At 49.6% G+C, this 15,545-nt stretch carries 14 protein-coding genes; 10 read left to right on the forward strand and 4 right to left on the reverse strand.

The window, feature by feature from the left end; translation table 11 throughout:
• Positions 1 to 2 precede the first annotated feature (2 nt).
• On the reverse strand, positions 3 to 740 hold the full coding sequence (locus CKV66_RS07005) for a glutathione peroxidase (RefSeq protein WP_085362631.1): 738 nt from the start codon (positions 738 to 740) through the stop codon (positions 3 to 5).
• Positions 741 to 1,090: 350 nt separating this feature from the next.
• On the opposite strand from CKV66_RS07005, the gene metX reads away from it, so the two are divergent.
• Together metX and metW are read left to right on the forward strand one after the other, a co-directional pair.
• Complete coding sequence (gene metX, locus CKV66_RS07010) at positions 1,091 to 2,233, forward strand: homoserine O-succinyltransferase MetX (RefSeq protein WP_085362630.1); 1,143 nt, start codon at positions 1,091 to 1,093, stop codon at positions 2,231 to 2,233.
• Positions 2,226 to 2,810 (forward strand): methionine biosynthesis protein MetW, encoded by a 585-nt coding sequence (gene metW / locus CKV66_RS07015; protein ID WP_085362629.1) that lies wholly within the window; start codon positions 2,226 to 2,228, stop codon positions 2,808 to 2,810. Before metX ends, metW begins: the two co-directional genes overlap by 8 nt.
• Positions 2,811 to 2,875: 65 nt before the next feature.
• On the opposite strand, the gene trmB is transcribed toward metW, so the two are convergent.
• Both trmB and gyrA read right to left on the reverse strand, forming a co-directional pair.
• Complete coding sequence (gene trmB / locus CKV66_RS07020; protein ID WP_085362628.1) at positions 2,876 to 3,592, reverse strand: tRNA (guanosine(46)-N7)-methyltransferase TrmB; 717 nt, start codon at positions 3,590 to 3,592, stop codon at positions 2,876 to 2,878.
• Positions 3,593 to 3,662: 70 nt separating this feature from the next.
• The gene (gyrA, locus tag CKV66_RS07025) at positions 3,663 to 6,467 is read right to left on the reverse strand and encodes a DNA gyrase subunit A (protein ID WP_085362627.1); all 2,805 of its coding nucleotides are present in this window, start codon (positions 6,465 to 6,467) and stop codon (positions 3,663 to 3,665) included.
• Between the two features lie 286 nt (positions 6,468 to 6,753).
• On the opposite strand from gyrA, the gene CKV66_RS07030 reads away from it, so the two are divergent.
• The 5 genes from CKV66_RS07030 to pdxH all read left to right on the forward strand — a co-directional run bounded on the left by CKV66_RS07030 (position 6,754) and on the right by pdxH (position 10,836).
• Positions 6,754 to 7,359, forward strand: a complete 606-nt coding sequence (locus CKV66_RS07030; protein ID WP_085362690.1) for a CNP1-like family protein — start codon at positions 6,754 to 6,756, stop codon at positions 7,357 to 7,359.
• Positions 7,360 to 7,521, forward strand: a complete 162-nt coding sequence (locus CKV66_RS12580; protein ID WP_085362626.1) for a lipoprotein signal peptidase — start codon at positions 7,360 to 7,362, stop codon at positions 7,519 to 7,521.
• Positions 7,522 to 7,677: 156 nt separating this feature from the next.
• On the forward strand, positions 7,678 to 8,448 hold the full coding sequence (locus tag CKV66_RS07040; RefSeq protein WP_085362625.1) for a sulfite exporter TauE/SafE family protein: 771 nt from the start codon (positions 7,678 to 7,680) through the stop codon (positions 8,446 to 8,448).
• Positions 8,449 to 8,622: 174 nt separating this feature from the next.
• The gene (ppx, locus tag CKV66_RS07045) at positions 8,623 to 10,119 is read left to right on the forward strand and encodes an exopolyphosphatase (protein WP_085362689.1); all 1,497 of its coding nucleotides are present in this window, start codon (positions 8,623 to 8,625) and stop codon (positions 10,117 to 10,119) included.
• An 84-nt stretch (positions 10,120 to 10,203) separates the two neighbouring features.
• The gene (gene pdxH, locus CKV66_RS07050) at positions 10,204 to 10,836 is read left to right on the forward strand and encodes a pyridoxamine 5'-phosphate oxidase (RefSeq protein WP_085362624.1); all 633 of its coding nucleotides are present in this window, start codon (positions 10,204 to 10,206) and stop codon (positions 10,834 to 10,836) included.
• Positions 10,837 to 10,961: 125 nt separating this feature from the next.
• Here the strand turns inward: pdxH and CKV66_RS07055 are convergent, their stop codons facing one another.
• Positions 10,962 to 12,005, reverse strand: coding sequence for a histone deacetylase family protein (locus CKV66_RS07055; RefSeq protein WP_085362623.1), 1,044 nt, complete (start codon positions 12,003 to 12,005; stop codon positions 10,962 to 10,964).
• Positions 12,006 to 12,192: 187 nt separating this feature from the next.
• Between CKV66_RS07055 and yajC the strand changes: the two genes are divergently transcribed.
• The 3 genes from yajC (at position 12,193) to secF (ending at position 15,348) form a co-directional block, all read left to right on the forward strand.
• Positions 12,193 to 12,486, forward strand: a complete 294-nt coding sequence (yajC, locus tag CKV66_RS07060; protein WP_085359098.1) for a preprotein translocase subunit YajC — start codon at positions 12,193 to 12,195, stop codon at positions 12,484 to 12,486.
• Positions 12,487 to 12,553: 67 nt separating this feature from the next.
• Positions 12,554 to 14,404 carry a protein translocase subunit SecD gene (gene secD, locus CKV66_RS07065; RefSeq protein WP_085362622.1) on the forward strand — a complete coding sequence of 617 codons (1,851 nt, stop codon included), beginning with the start codon at positions 12,554 to 12,556 and terminating at the stop codon, positions 14,402 to 14,404.
• Between the two features lie 5 nt (positions 14,405 to 14,409).
• A complete protein-coding gene (gene secF / locus CKV66_RS07070; RefSeq protein ID WP_085362621.1) occupies positions 14,410 to 15,348 on the forward strand; it encodes a protein translocase subunit SecF in 939 nt (312 codons plus the stop codon).
• Positions 15,349 to 15,545 lie beyond the last annotated feature (197 nt).

Here is a 15,545-nt window from a genome sequence, read left to right on the forward strand (position 1 = left end):
AATTAGTTTTTAGCCAAGTATGCTTCCAAATCTTCGCTGCCGCCGATGTATTTACCGCCGATAAATACTTGAGGAGCAGTTGCTTTACCGGTAATGGCGCGTACGGAAACGATGCTGGCATCTTTGCCCAATACGATTTCTTCGTAAGCCAAGCCTTTGTCGTCCAAAGCTTTTTTAGCTTTGGCGCAGAATTGGCAACCGGGTTTGGTGAAGATGGCCACAGACTCTTGAGCTTTCCAGTTCGGAGCAACGTATTTCAGCATGGTGTCGGCATCGGAAACTTCAAAGGGGTCGCCTTCTTTTTCCGGCTCGATAAACATTTTTTCGATTTTGCCGTCGTTTACCAGCATAGAGTAACGCCAAGAGCGTTTGCCGAAGCCCAAGTTGTCTTTGTCAACCAGCATGCCCATGCCTTCGGTAAATTCACCGTTGCCGTCCGGAACCATGATGATGTTGTCAGACTCTTCGTCGGCAGCCCAAGCGTTCATTACAAAAGTGTCGTTTACAGATACGCACAAAATGTTGTCTACGCCGTTTTCTTTAAACGCTTTGGCCAGCTCGTTGTAGCGAGGCAGGTGGGTAGAAGAACAAGTGGGGGTAAATGCGCCCGGCAAAGAGAATACCACTACTTTTTTGCCTTTGAACAAATCATCGGTAGAAACATCTTTCCAAGAATCGCCGACGCGGGTGTGGAATACAACGCTCGGTACTTGCTGACCGGTACGATCTACTAAAGCCATTTTGATACTCCTGTTTAAAACGTTTAGATTAAGGGGAAACTAGAAATTGGCCGATTATTTTAACCAATATTCCCAAGATAGATAATTTATAGTTCAAATAAAGCTAATCATAAAAAACTATAAGTATCTTGCAAGAAAACCAATCATGCTTCGAAGCAAACCGTTTCAAAGCATGAATAACGAAGATATAGGGCAATTCCACTCAAAAGCCAGCCTGCTTTACAGAAATTTACAGCATGAAAATTGAGGCCGTTTGAAAAACTTCGAGGCAAAACACCTTTGGCAGCGGTTGTGCACAAATCATAATCAAACGGCTATAATACCCGCTTTACCAAGTTTTGCTGACTGCTATGACACACAATACTGATGCGTTGGTTGCTCTGCCGCAAAAAATACCGTTTGACGTTCCGCTTGCCCTGCAAAACGGTCAAACGCTGCCGCGCTTCGATCTGATGGTGGAAACTTACGGCAGCTTGAATGCCGATAAATCCAATGCCGTCTTAATTTGTCATGCACTTTCCGGAAACCATCATGTAGCCGGCAGATATAGCCTGGAAGACAAATATCCCGGCTGGTGGGATAGTATGGTCGGCCCGGGCAAACCGGTCGATACCAACCGCTTTTTCGTTGTGGGTTTAAACAATCTCGGCGGATGCCACGGCAGCACCGGTCCTTTGAGTATCAACCCCGAAACCGGAGAAGAATACGGTGCGGACTTTCCCGTCGTTACCGTAAAAGACTGGGTAAAAAGCCAAGCGCTCTTAGCCGACCATTTCGGCATCACACAATGGGCTGCCATTATCGGCGGCAGCTTGGGCGGTATGCAGGCATTACAGTGGGCAATAGACTTTCCCGAACGGGTAAGGCACGCTTTGGTTATCGCCTCTTCTACCCGTCTCTCTGCTCAAAATATTGCTTTCAATGACGTTGCCCGACAAGCAATTATTACCGACCCCGACTTTCACGACGGCCATTACCGCCGCCACAATACCATCCCCCGCCGCGGTCTGCGTATAGCTCGCATGATGGGGCACATTACTTATCTTGCCGAACAAGGTTTGGGCAAAAAATTCGGGCGCAACATGCACAGCAACGGCTATCAATACGGCTATGATGTTGAGTTTGAAGTGGAATCTTACCTCCGCTATCAGGGCGATAAATTTGCCGAACGCTTCGATGCCAATACTTATTTGCGCATGACCAAAGCTTTGGATTATTTTGCCCCTGCCGCCGAGTTCGGTAACGATTTGGTTGCCGCCCTGAAAACCACCCAAGCCAAGTTTTTCGTAGCCAGCTTCAGCACCGACTGGCGCTTTGCTCCCGCCCGCTCGCGTGCATTGGTGAAGCATTTGGTAAGGGCGGGCAAACATGTCCAATATATCGAAGTCGAATCGCACCACGGTCATGATGCTTTTTTAATGGCCGACGAACCCTATATCCGCGCTGTGCGTGCCTATATGAACAATGTTGCCAAGGAATGCGCCCATGACTGAATTACGCGATGATTTGCAATTGATTTACGACTGGATTCCCGAAAGCAGCCGCGTGTTGGATTTGGGCTGCGGTAACGGCGAACTGCTTTCCGCCTTGATTCAACGCAAACAGTGTACCGGTTACGGTGTAGAAATCGATACGGAAGGCGTTATCGCTTCGATAGAGCGCGGCGTGAGCGTGATTCAGGCGGATTTGGAGCAAGGGTTGCAAGATTTCGGCGACAACAGCTTCGATATTCTCGTACTCAGCCAAACCATACAGGCGATGCAGAATACCGAAACCATTTTGCAAGACCTTACCCGTGTTGCCAAGCAAGCCATTGTGTCTTTTCCAAACTTCGGTTACTGGCGCAACCGCCTGCAAATCGGATTGTGCGGGCATATGCCAGTATCTGAACGCATGCCCTATCAATGGTATAACACGCCCAATATTCATTGGTGTACTTTGCAGGATTTCGACCGTTTGTGTGCCAAAAACCATATCCGTGTGTTGGAACGCACGGTTATGACTGCCGGGAAACGTATTAATATTCTCCCCAATCTTTTGGGTAGTTTGGCTTTTTACCGTGTCGGCTGATAAAGATATTAGAAAAGCTGCCTTAAGGCAGCTTTTTGTATGGTTATAAATAACGCACCAACACATTATTTCTTTACAAACACCAAATCCCACACACCATGCCCCAAACGTTTTCCACGCGCTTCAAACTTGGTTTCAGGTCGGTATTCGGGTGTAGGCGCGTAATCTGCGGCGGTATTGCTCAAATAATCAAAACTGCTTAACACTTCAAGCATTTGAACCGCATATTCTTCCCAATCTGTTGCCAAATGGATATAACCGCCTGTTTTTAATTTGGGCAACAGCTTGGCAACAAACGGTATCTGCACCAAACGGCGCTTGTTATGGCGCTTTTTGTGCCACGGATCGGGAAAGAAAATATGAATGCCGTCAAGTGAACCGTCGCTTAACATATTTTCCACTACTTCCACGGCATCGTGGCGCATCACCCGGATATTCGTTATCTGTTCTTCTTCAATCAGTTTAAAAATATTGCCTACGCCGGGGCCGTGCACATCAATAGCTAAAAAGTCTTTTTCAGGCAGGCGTTTGGCAATTTCTACGGTAGCCGTGCCCATGCCGAAACCGATTTCCAACACCTTCGGATTATCACGGCCAAACATTTTGTTCAAATCTGCCGGGTCTGCTTGATAGTCGATCCCGAATTGAGGCCACATGGTATCAATGGCACGCTGCTGGGCGGCAGTCATATGCCCTTGGCGCAAAACAAAGCTGCGGATGCTGCGTTTGTGTTGCTCGGGAACCGTTTGGTTGTTAGATTGATTTACTTCGTTGTCAGTCATTATTTGTCTCATCGGTAAAGGCCGTCTGAAAGAATGAAGCTTTCAGACGGCCTCTTAATACATGTTTTGATTACTCGGAGATGTCATCACCAGCTTGGTCTGCATCTACCGCCGTATCGTCAGATGCGTTTGCTTCTCCGTTATTTGCTTCTTCAAGGGGAGCTTCTGCCTCTTCGGGTTCTTCCGCCACACGCTCCAAGCTCACTAATGTTTCGCCTTCATCCAAATTAATCAGTTTCACACCCGCTGCGGCACGGCCGGTTTCGCGGATTTGGTCGACTTTGGTTCTGATTAAGACGCCGCCGCTGGTAATCAGCATCAAATCATCGGTTTCAGCAACCAATGTCGCGGCCACCAGTTCGCCGTTGCGTTCGCCGGTATTGATGGCAATGTTGCCCTGCCCGCCTTTACCTTTGCGGCTATAATCGGCAATCGGCGTGCGCTTGCCGTAACCGTTGGCCGTGGCGGTCAACACTTGCAGGGTTTCGTCTTGTTCGCATTCGGGAGAGAAGGTAATCAGGCTGACGATGCGGCCGTCTGAAGGCAGGCGCATACCGCGCAGGCCGCCGCTGCCGCGTCCGCTCGGGCGCACGCCGTTTCCTTTCAAGGCCGGTGTTTCGCCGTTTTCGTCGCTATTGTCTTCCGCTTCGTTGAGGCCGTCTGAATCTTCGTTTTCATTTTCGGCCTCATCGGCATCGCCGTTGCGTTGCTCGTAGTATTCATTAAAACGGATGGCCTTACCCAAGTTGGAGAACAGCATAATATCGCTGGAACCGGAGGTTCGGGCCACGCCTACCAATGAATCGCCTTCTTTGAGTGCAATCGCTTTAATGCCTTGTGCGCGTACGTTTTTAAAGGCGGAAAGTTGCACTTTTTTCACCATACCTTGCGCGGTGGCGAAGAAAACGTATTCATCTTCCGGGAAGTCGCGCACAGCCAAAATCGCGCTGACTTTTTCTCCTTCGTCAAGCTGAATCACGTTATTGATCGGACGGCCTCGGCTGTTGCGGCCGCCTTCGGGCAGTTTGTACACTTTGATCCAATGGCATTTGCCGAAGCTGGTAAAGCACATCAGATAATCGTGCGTATTGGCCACAAACAAGGTTTCGATAAAGTCTTCGTCTTTGGTTGCCGCTGCTTGTTTGCCGCGGCCGCCGCGGCGTTGCGCTTGATAATCGGTGGTCGGCTGGGTTTTGATATAGCCGCCGTGGGTCAGTGTGACGACCATTTCACGCGGCGGAATCAAATCTTCATCGGCAATATCGCCGCCAAACGGATTGATTTCGCTGCGGCGCTCATCGCCGAAATGGGTTTTGATTTCTTCCAATTCTTCGCGGATGATTTGAGTAATTCGCTCGGGTTTTGCCAAAATATCCAAGAAATCAATAATCTGAGCCATGATGGTTTTGTAATCATTGACAATTGTGTCTTGGTCGAGACCGGTCAAGTTGCGCAAGCTCATGCGCAAAATGGCATCTGCCTGCAATTCGCTTAGGTAATAACCGCCGTTTTGCAAACCTAATCCCGAAGGCAGGCCTTCCGGGCGGGCCATCTGCATATCCAAGTCGGTGCGCGACAGCATTTCTCCAACCAAGCCGGATTGCCACGGACGCGCGAGCAGTTTTTCTTTGGCTTCGGGCGCATCGGCAGATTCTTTAATCAGCTGAATCATTTCGTCGATATTCGATAAAGCCACGGCTTTACCTTCGGCGATATGGCCTTCATGACGCGCTTTTTTGAGGCGGAACAAGGTGCGGCGGGTAACTACTTCGCGGCGGTGGCGCAAAAACTCGCTTAAAATTTGTTTCAGGTTCAGCAGGCGCGGTTGACCGTCGACCAACGCCACCATATTGATGCCGAAGCTGTCTTGCAGCTGGGTGAGCTTATAGAGCTGGTTCAATACCACTTCGGCGTTTTCGTTGCGCTTTAGTTCGATAACCACGCGCATGCCTGATTTGTCAGATTCGTCGCGCAGATCGGAAATGCCTTCCAACACTTTGTCGCGCACCAGCTCGCCGATTTTTTCCACCAGCTTGGCTTTATTCACCTGATAGGGAATTTCATCAATGATGATGGCTTCGCGTTCGCCGTTTTTGCCGATGGGTTCGATATGCGTTTTACCGCGCATCACCACGCGGCCGCGGCCGGTTTTATAGCCTTCGCGCACGCCGCCCAAACCGTAAATGGTTGCACCGGTGGGGAAATCCGGCGCTTTGATAATGTTGATTAATTCGTCGATACCGGTTTCGGGGTGAGCCAGCAATTGCAGGCAGGCATCAATGGTGTCGGGCAGATTGTGCGGCGGAATATTGGTGGCCATACCGACGGCAATGCCCGAAGAACCGTTAACCAGCAAAGCGGGAAAACGGGTCGGCAAAACCAAAGGCTCGCTCTCGCTGCCGTCGTAGTTGGGGCCGAAATTAACGGTTTCTTCTTCGATATCCGCCATCATTTCATGGGCGATTTTCGCCATGCGGATTTCGGTGTAACGCATGGCCGCCGCGCCATCGCCGTCTACCGAACCGAAGTTGCCCTGCCCGTCGACCAACACATAGCGCATCGAGAAATCTTGAGCCATGCGCACAATGGTGTCGTACACCGCGCTGTCGCCGTGCGGATGGTATTTACCGATCACGTCGCCGACGATACGGGCAGACTTCTTATAAGCGCTGTTCCAACTGTTTTTCAGCTCGTGCATGGCATATAACACGCGGCGGTGAACGGGCTTCAGGCCGTCGCGCACATCGGGCAGCGCACGCCCCACAATCACGCTCATGGCGTAATCGAGGTAGCTGCGGCGCATTTCGTCTTCTAGGCTGATGGGAATGGTTTCTTTGGCGAAGTGGTGGTCGTTGCGGGTGGTTGCGTCGGTCATGGTGATATTTGGTATTTCACAGAAAAAATTTCGTGCGATTTTAGCATAAAACGGGCTTGAATTGGCGTATGCGGCATTTGATGACTTGATTCGGCTGAATAGCAATTTTAGAGGTCGTCTGAAATTGCAGAATACAAATCAGAGGTTTACGGCAGCTTTTTCAGACGGCCTCAACAAGTTGCCGTAGCGTAAAAAGCTGTGAAGATAGGGAATATTCCGTTTTTCCAAGTTGCAGCCTCTTACCCGCATCCCTACAATGACGCGGGTCTAAACTATGGAGAACACCATGCGCTTTTTTCTTTTGCCTTTGCTGCTGGCGGTTTCGGCTGTATCCACTGCTGCACCGCGCCATGATAAAGACACTTTGGAGAACAACCGATATCAGGAAAGCGAGGCTGAAAAAGCCGCGAAAGATTTTAAAGAAGCCGACATCGGCTTACCTGCTTTTCCCGATACGCGCAGCGGCAACTGGTTTGATATTTATGTGGGCAACACATTCGACAAACAGCCGAAAATCCTGCTCGACAGCCTGACCATCGCTCCGGATACCTCTGTGCGCTATGTATTGAATGTGAAGTCAAAACAAGGGCATGATAATTTAAGCGCCGAAGGTTTGTTTTGCGCGGATACTTCGTTTTCCATCAAGGAAAGTAAACGTTCTTCGTTTAAAATTTTCGGCTACGGCGACACCGTGAACAAACGCTGGATTACGCCGCGCAACGCCCAATGGAAGCCGGTTGGTGCCATTTTAAATAGTGCCGACCCTGTCCGTGCGCCGCTGTATCGCGCTTTTTGTGAAGACGGCAGACCGGCCAACGTTGAAGTTTTACGGCAACGGGTGATTGAGCGGGTAGGTAAACACCCTACTACGATGACCAACCGCAACAAATAAATTTCCCGAGACCTTTGCAACCCCCCCCATCTGCGGCGCATTTCTGCGTTGTGCGCTGCTCGCTCGTTTGCCTATCTATATGATATGTCTGCACTCGCTGTGCTGCTACGCCTTGAACTGCATCCACATCTGAGGGCTTTGCAAAGGTCTCTGGCCGTCTGAAAACTTTTTCAGACGGCCTTTTTCCATACACAAAAAACGCTGTTCTACGGCACATATTTTTCGGGGCTTGCGCCGGTTTGGTATCATGCAGAGCCAAAAATTTTGCTTGCACATAAAACTCTCTGAATGCGCAGGCATGAAAACGTGATAACAACCATGGATTCCCATATTATTCTGCTTTTGCTGACCGGTTTTTCCGCCGGGCTGATGGATGCCGCAGTCGGCGGGGGCGGCTTGCTCCAAATTCCCGCATTGTTCAACATTCTGCCTTCTTCTATGGCAGTCAGCCCGATAATGGGCATCAATAAATTCGCATCTTTTTGCGGCACGGTAACCGCCACAACACAGTTTGTCCGCAAAATCGCCGTGCCGTGGCAAATGCTGTTGCCGGCGGCTCTGCTGGCTTTTCTCGCTTCTTATTCCGGCGCAAATCTGGTGGCTTATCTGCCCGTCCGCTACCTCAAGCCCGTGATGCTGGTGATTATGGTGCTGATGGTGGTTTATACGTTCAGTAAAAAAGACTTGGGGCAAGTCGTCCGACAAACTGCACTAACCCGCAAAGAATACGGCTGGGGTTTGTTTTCCGGAGCCCTTATCGGCTTTTACGACGGCTTATTCGGCCCCGGCACAGGCAGCCTGCTTGCTTTTGTATTCGTGCGCTTTTTTGCTTACGACTTTTTGGCAGCCACGGCTTCTGCGAAAGTGATTAATGTGACGACAAACATTGCCGCCCTATCGTTTTTTGTGCCTCACGGGCATATCGTTTGGGCGTGGGCTTTGCCGTTGGCCGCGGCTAATCTTTGCGGTGGATTGGTTGGTTCTTATTTAGCCATGCGCGGCGGTACGAAGTTTTTACGTTTCGGGTTTATGGCGCTGTTGTGTGTATTGATTGGGAAGTTCGGTTGGGACGTATTTCAAACTTTTTAAAGCTTTTTATCTCGGCTTCCAACACTTAGCACCCCACTCCGTTTAGACCAATCTGCGTGAAAGCTATAATTTTAATCAATAAGTTACAAATACTTATTTTAGGCAAGGATGACAGCGCCACGAGTGCACGGTAACATTTGCACTTCTCAATATTTTCCCCTTCATCTTCTGAATATGACCCCCAATGTACTCGCCTCGGTGGACTTAGGTTCCAACAGCTTCCGCCTGCAAATCTGCGAAATCAACAACGGCCAACTCAAAGTCATTGATTCATTGAAACAAATGGTTCGTTTTGCCGCCGGCTTAGACAGCCAGAAAAACCTAGACCAAGCATCTCAAGAGCGTGCTTTGGAATGTTTGGCAAAATTCGGCGAACGCTTGAAAGGTTTCGAACCGGAGCAGGTGCGTGCCGTAGCAACCAACACTTTCCGTGTGGCCAAAAACATTGAGGAATTTATTCCCAAAGCCGAAGCCGCCTTGGGCTTTCCCATAGAAGTCATTGCCGGACGCGAAGAAGCGCGTTTGATTTACACCGGCGTGGTACACACTCTTCCGCCCAACGGCGACAAAATGCTGGTTATCGACATCGGCGGCGGTTCGACCGAATTTGTGATCGGTTCCGATCTGCAACCTATGTTGACCGAAAGTTTGGCTTTGGGCTGTGTTACTTACAGCATGCGTTTTTTCCAAAACAAAATCAGTCAGAAAGATTTTCAGGCGGCCATTACCGCTGCCCGCAACGAAATCCAGCGCATCAGCAAATCCATGAAACGTACCGGCTGGGATTTTGCCGTCGGCACGTCGGGTTCTGCCAAATCCATCCGCGACGTGATTGCGGCCGAAAATCCTCAAGAAGCCGATATTACTTACGCGGGCATGAAAAAGCTGGCCGATAGAATCGTGAGCGCGGGAAGTGTTAAAAAAGCACGTTTTGAGGCGATGAAGCCCGAGCGCGTTGAAGTATTTGCCGGCGGTTTGGCGGTGATGATGGCGGCTTTTGAAGAACTCGACATCGAAAAAATGATCGTAACCGAAGCCGCGCTGCGCGACGGTGTGTTTTACGACTTAATCGGCCGCCAACTCAACGAAGATATGCGCGACCAAACCACGGCCGAATTCCAAAAGCGTTACCACGTCAGCAAAAACCAAGCCTTGCGGGTTGCCTCTGCTGCGCAGAAAATCATGGAAAGCATTTGCCATACCCAAAACACTCCCGTGCAAGAGCTTGCCTATTGGAAACAATACATCAACTGGGCGGGTATGCTGCACGAAATCGGCATCGATATCGCCCACACCGGCTATCACAAGCATTCGGCCTACATTCTCGAAAATGCCGATATGCCCGGTTTTTCGCGTAAAGAGCAGAATATTTTATCGCTGCTGGTGCTCGGCCACCGCGGCGATGTGCGCAAGATGATTCCTTTGGTGGAAAGCGAAATGATGTGGTTTGCCATTTTGTCTTTGCGTTTGGGCGCCCTATTCTGCCGCAACCGCCTGCCGCTTGAGTTGCCCCAACACACTCAACTGCGCAGCAACGACGGCGGCAAAGGCTTTACCCTGCGCATCAACAAACAATGGCTTGACGAGCATCCCCTGATTGCCGGCGCGTTGGACTACGAAAGCGAGCAATGGGAAAAAGTTGATATGCCGTTTATCGTACAACCCCAATAAGCCAAGATACAGGCCGTCTGAATTTTTTCAGACGGCCTCATCTAATCTTTAATCCCGTAAACCATATTGTAAGCAGACAAAAAGATGGACTTACACAATATCCGCGAAGATTACAGCAAACAAGAGCTTTCTGAAGCCGATTGTGATGCCAGCCCGCTGAAACAGTTTGAACGCTGGCTCAACGAAGCCATCCGCGCTGAAGTGAACGAACCAACCGCGATGAATATCGCTACGGTCAATTCAGACGACCGCCCCGAAAACAGACAAGTGCTGTTGAAGGAAGTCAATCCGCAAGGCTTTGTATTTTTTACCAATTACCACAGTAGAAAAGGACGGGCGCTTGAAGCCCACCCTTTCGCCGCCCTCACCTTCTTTTGGCCCGAGTTGGAACGCCAAGTCCGCATTGAAGGGCGGGTGGAAAAATTGGATGCCACCGCATCCGACGAATATTTTGAAAGCCGCCCCTACACCAGCCGCATCGGTGCATGGGCGAGCGAACAAAGCCAAGTGATTTCAGGCAAATCGGTGCTGGTAACACGCGCAGCAGCGATAGGGTTGAAACATCCGCTGCATGTACCGAGACCGCCGCATTGGGGCGGCTATGTGGTTATTCCCGACCGCGTAGAATTTTGGCAAGGTCGCCCCAGCCGCCTGCACGACCGCATCCAATACCGCTTGGAAAAAGAAAATTGGTTGAAAGAGCGGTTGTCGCCATAATCTGATATGCCTATAAAAAAACGCTGCAAATCCGTTGTGATGGGAAATGCAGCGTTTTTTTATTTGGCTTTTTGTTCTTTCAGAAACCCTAGGTAGTTTTTAACGAAAGATCCTGATTCAAGCGTTTAAGCATGCTCAGATTTTAAAAACTTATCGTAAATAACAGCACATTCAGGCTTGCCCAGTCCGGCCAAAACATACAAATGCGCCGCTGATGATTTTGCCAAACTATCCAAAGTATAGCCGCCTTCCAATACAGAAACAATTTTGCCTTTGCAGCTTGAGGCCGTCTGAATAAGCTTGTGGGTTAGCCACGCATAATCGGCCTCATGCAGATTCAGACGGCCTGTTTCATCCGATTTATGACCGTCAAAGCCGGCAGAAAGCAAAACCAGCTCAGGCTGAAAAGCAAGCAGTTTCGGCAGCCAATGTTTGCGTACGGTTTCCCTAAAGTCGCGACTGCTGCTGTTTGGCGCAAGCGGGATATTGACTGCATAGGGGGAAGGCTTTTCGGTGCTTTCCTGATTTGGGAAGGGAAACAAATCTTCTTCGTAGCTGTTGAGAAAAAGCACACGGGGGTCGTCTTTAAAGATTTCAGCCGTACCGTCGCCGTGATGAACGTCAAAATCGACAACGGCAATTCTTTCCAGTCGAAAGCGCGCAATCGCATGCATTACGCCGACAGCGACATTGTTGACCAAGCAAAATCCGCCCGCCTGATCACTTTTGGCGTGATGGCCGGGAGGGCGTATCGCACAAAAAGCATGGAAAGCCTCGCCTTTCATCACCATATCAACCGCCGCCGCCACCGCTCCTGCCGCATAACGTGCCGCCTCTAAAGCGCCGCTGCCCATCACCGTATCATCGTCGATACGGTAAATTTTCCCCGGTTGCGGCTGTACCGATTCCAAAAAGCGCAGATATTTACGCGGGTGAATCAAAGCCAGCTGGCTGTCGGATACTTCGGCCGCTTCGATTTTTTGGAATACGTCCCAAAACCCTTGTTTTTTTATTTCCGCCTCAATTGCTTTAATCCGTTCGGCAGATTCAGGATGTCCGTTCCCGCATCCGTAATGCAAAAATAAAGGATGGCTTATCCAAGCCGCCCTTGCCTGCCGCCCGAGCATGCGGCGTAACTGCAAACGCATATAGCGTACTATTTTGTTCATTGTTATTTTTCTCTGCAAATCCTTGATTTGCCGCCGCCATAAGCCGCCATATTCAAGTAATTTATGCTAAATATAGTTAATCAACACGGAAATTTCTTGGAAAAATCCGCCCTGCCCTTTAGAATAGCTTATTTCAGACGGCAATCCAAATCGTTTGCCGCCCCCATCAAAAAAGGAATGGAAAACTATGATCGATTTTGCTTACGCCGCCGATGCCGCACAACCCAACTTTCTTATGTCGATGGCACCGATGATTTTGATTATCGTGGTGTTTTACTTTTTAATCATGCGTCCTCAGCAAAAGAAATTTAAAGCCCACCAAGCCATGATTGCCGAATTGAAAGTAGGCGACAAAGTGTTGCTGGCTTCCGGTTTCAAAGGCACCGTAAAAAAAGTGAGCGAACAATTTTTCACTGTTGAAATTGCCCGCGGCGTAGAAGTTGAAGTAGAACGCAACGCCGTTGCCAGCAAAGTAGCATAACTTATCCAGCTCCAAGAGCCGCCGCATCCTGCTGCGGCTGTTTGTATTTTAAAATAAAGGTTTAACCATGAACCGCTATCCGCTTTGGAAATACCTGCTGATTGCTTTCACCATTATTTTGGGCATTGTTTATACCTTGCCCAATCTGTTTGGCGAAACGCCCGCAGTACAAATCTCAACCAACCGCCAGTCGATCGTGATCAACGAACAAACCGAAGCGCGCGTCGCATCTGCGCTTCAGACGGCCAATATTCCGACTGACGGAATGTTTATTGCGGGAAACTCACTGAAAGTACGTTTTAAAGACACCGAAACCCAGCTCAAAGCGCGTGACGTGATTGAGAAAACATTGGGCGACGGCTACATCACCGCGCTCAATCTGTTGGCCGACAGCCCCGAATGGATGTCTAAAATCAATGCCAATCCTATGTTTTTGGGCTTAGACTTGCGCGGCGGCGTGCATTTCACCATGCAGGTGGATATGAAAGCCGCCATGCAGAAAACGTTTGACCGCTATGCCGGCGATATCCGCCGCGAATTGCGTCGTCAAAAAATCCGCACGGGCACCATCCGCCAAACAGAAAACAGCCTGACCGTTCCTTTCCAAGATGCCGCCGATCTGCAAAAAGCATTGCCTCAGCTGAAAAGCTTTTTCCCTGAAGCTACGCTGACTCCTCAAGGCAACGAATTGGTGTTGAGTCTTTCTGAAGAAGCCATCAATAAAGTCCGCACCGACGCTTTGAAGCAAAACATCTCTACTTTGCACAATCGTGTGAATGAATTGGGCGTGGCCGAACCGGTGATTCAGCAAGCAGGTGCGGAGCGCATTGTCGTGCAACTGCCCGGCGTTCAGGATACCGCCAAAGCCAAAGACATTATCGGCCGAACCGCCACTTTAGAAGTGCGCATGGTATCCGATGATCCTGCCCAAGTTCAGGCGGCCCTATCCGGCAACGTGCCTGCCGGCTACGACTTGCTCTATACCGCAGGCGAGCATCCCCAACCTACTCTTGTTAACAAACAGGTTGAGCTTACCGGCGATAACATCAACGATGCGCAACCCGGTTTTGACGACAAAGGCGCTCCTGCCGTTAACATCAATCTGGACAGCGCAGGTGGCAGCATTTTTGCCGACTTAACTGCCCAAAACGTGAATAAACGCATGGCAATGGTGTTGATCGACCAAGGCAAAGCCGAAGTGGTTACCGCTCCGGTTATCCGTTCTGCCATTACCGGCGGCCGCGTACAAATTTCTGGCAGCATGTCCACCGCAGAAGCCAACGATACTTCCCTGCTTTTGCGCGCAGGCTCGCTGGCTGCGCCTATGGAAATCGTGGAAGAACGCACCATCGGCCCTTCTTTAGGTAAAGAGAATATCGAAAAAGGCTTTAACTCCACATTATGGGGTTTTGCCGCCGTAGCCTTGTTTATGATCGTTTATTACCGCTTGTTCGGCTTCTTCTCCGTAATTGCTCTTTCAACCAATATCCTGTTTTTAATTGCTATTTTGTCAGCTCTGCAAGCCACATTGACCTTGCCGGGTATTGCCGCTTTGGCTTTGACTTTGGGTATGGCAATCGACTCCAACGTATTGATTAACGAGCGTATCCGCGAAGAACTCCGCGCAGGCGTGCCGCCGCAACAAGCCATTAACCTCGGTTATCAGCACGCTTGGGCAACGATTGTCGATTCCAACATCACATCGTTGATTGCCGGTATCGCCTTGCTGATTTTCGGTTCCGGCCCGGTTCGCGGTTTTGCCGTAGTACATTGTTTGGGCATTCTTACCTCTATGTACTCTTCGGTTGTCGTGTCCCGTTCATTGGTTAACCTTTGGTACGGCGGCCGCCGCAAACTGCAACATATTTCCATCGGCTCGGTGTGGAAACCCAATACCGAAACAGCCGGTAAGGAGTAAACAATATGGAATTATTTAAAATCAAACGCGATATTCCGTTTATGAGCTACGGCAAGCTGACCACGTTTATTTCGTTGGTTACCTTTATTGCCGCCGTGTTTTTCCTTGTTACCAAAGGTCTGAATTTTTCGGTTGAATTTACCGGCGGTACCGTTATGGAAGTGCAATACCAGCAAGGAGCGGATGTCAACAAAGTCCGCCAACGCCTTGATACCTTGAAGCTTGGCGACGTGCAGGTGCAGGCACTGGGCACGAATAAGCACATCATGATCCGCTTGCCAAACAAGGAAGGTGTGCCGTCTGCACAACTATCCAACAATGTGATGGACTTATTGAAGCAAGACACTTCCGATACGATTACGTTGCGTCAGGTTGAGTTTATCGGCCCGCAGGTAGGCGAAGAGCTGGTAAATAACGGTCTGTTGGCATTAAGTATGGTTGTTATCGGCATCATTATTTATCTGTCGGTACGGTTTGAATGGCGTTTCGCTGTTGCCGCCATTATTGCCAACATGCACGACGTTATTATCATTCTCGGATTTTTTGCCTTCTTCCAATGGGAGTTTTCCCTCACCGTATTGGCCGGTATCTTGGCCGTGTTGGGGTACTCCGTGAATGAATCGGTGGTGGTGTTCGACCGAATCCGCGAAAACTTCCGCAAACCGCATATGCGCAATAAAACCGTGCCGCAAATCATTGATAACGCCATTACCGCAACCATGAGCCGTACCGCAATCACCCACGGCTCTACCGAAGCTATGGTTCTTTCTATGCTGATTTTCGGCGGTGCTGCCTTACACGGTTTCTCACTTGCCCTAACCATCGGTATTCTGTTCGGCATCTACTCTTCGGTATTAGTTGCCAGCCCCCTGTTGCTGATGTTCGGTCTTAACCGCGACAACTTAGCCAAACAGCAAAAGCAGAAAGAAGAAGTTGTGGTTTGATGAAGTATTGATGTAAGAATGATGAGGCCGTCTGAAATTTTTCAGACGGCCTCATATTTGAAGTGAAATTGTTAACCGCTAAAAAGTCGGTTTATTAATGTGTAATGACTTTTTTGCTAAGCAAAATTGCGATGGCTTATGCATTCTCTAAGATGCTTGCATAGGTAATCTAACATTGCTTTTATCATCTATCGCAA

It is taken from the genome of Neisseria zoodegmatis, from assembly GCF_900187305.1.
In the GTDB taxonomy this organism is placed as follows: Bacteria; Pseudomonadota; Gammaproteobacteria; order Burkholderiales; family Neisseriaceae; genus Neisseria; species Neisseria zoodegmatis.

What these genes read in the sequence shown, in the direction of transcription:
- trmB (WP_085362628.1), bottom strand. Translation starts at nt 3,592, where the DNA reads ATGACTGACAACGAAGTAAATCAATCTAACAACCAAACGGTTCCCGAG.
- secF (WP_085362621.1), top strand. Translation starts at nt 14,410, where the DNA reads ATGGAATTATTTAAAATCAAACGCGATATTCCGTTTATGAGCTACGGC.
- yajC (WP_085359098.1), top strand. Translation starts at nt 12,193, where the DNA reads ATGATCGATTTTGCTTACGCCGCCGATGCCGCACAACCCAACTTTCTT.
- metW (WP_085362629.1), top strand. Translation starts at nt 2,226, where the DNA reads ATGACTGAATTACGCGATGATTTGCAATTGATTTACGACTGGATTCCC.
- ppx (WP_085362689.1), top strand. Translation starts at nt 8,623, where the DNA reads ATGACCCCCAATGTACTCGCCTCGGTGGACTTAGGTTCCAACAGCTTC.
- CKV66_RS07030 (WP_085362690.1), top strand. Translation starts at nt 6,754, where the DNA reads ATGCGCTTTTTTCTTTTGCCTTTGCTGCTGGCGGTTTCGGCTGTATCC.
- pdxH (WP_085362624.1), top strand. Translation starts at nt 10,204, where the DNA reads ATGGACTTACACAATATCCGCGAAGATTACAGCAAACAAGAGCTTTCT.
- secD (WP_085362622.1), top strand. Translation starts at nt 12,554, where the DNA reads ATGAACCGCTATCCGCTTTGGAAATACCTGCTGATTGCTTTCACCATT.
- CKV66_RS07055 (WP_085362623.1), bottom strand. Translation starts at nt 12,005, where the DNA reads ATGAACAAAATAGTACGCTATATGCGTTTGCAGTTACGCCGCATGCTC.
- gyrA (WP_085362627.1), bottom strand. Translation starts at nt 6,467, where the DNA reads ATGACCGACGCAACCACCCGCAACGACCACCACTTCGCCAAAGAAACC.
- CKV66_RS07005 (WP_085362631.1), bottom strand. Translation starts at nt 740, where the DNA reads ATGGCTTTAGTAGATCGTACCGGTCAGCAAGTACCGAGCGTTGTATTC.
- CKV66_RS07040 (WP_085362625.1), top strand. Translation starts at nt 7,678, where the DNA reads ATGGATTCCCATATTATTCTGCTTTTGCTGACCGGTTTTTCCGCCGGG.
- metX (WP_085362630.1), top strand. Translation starts at nt 1,091, where the DNA reads ATGACACACAATACTGATGCGTTGGTTGCTCTGCCGCAAAAAATACCG.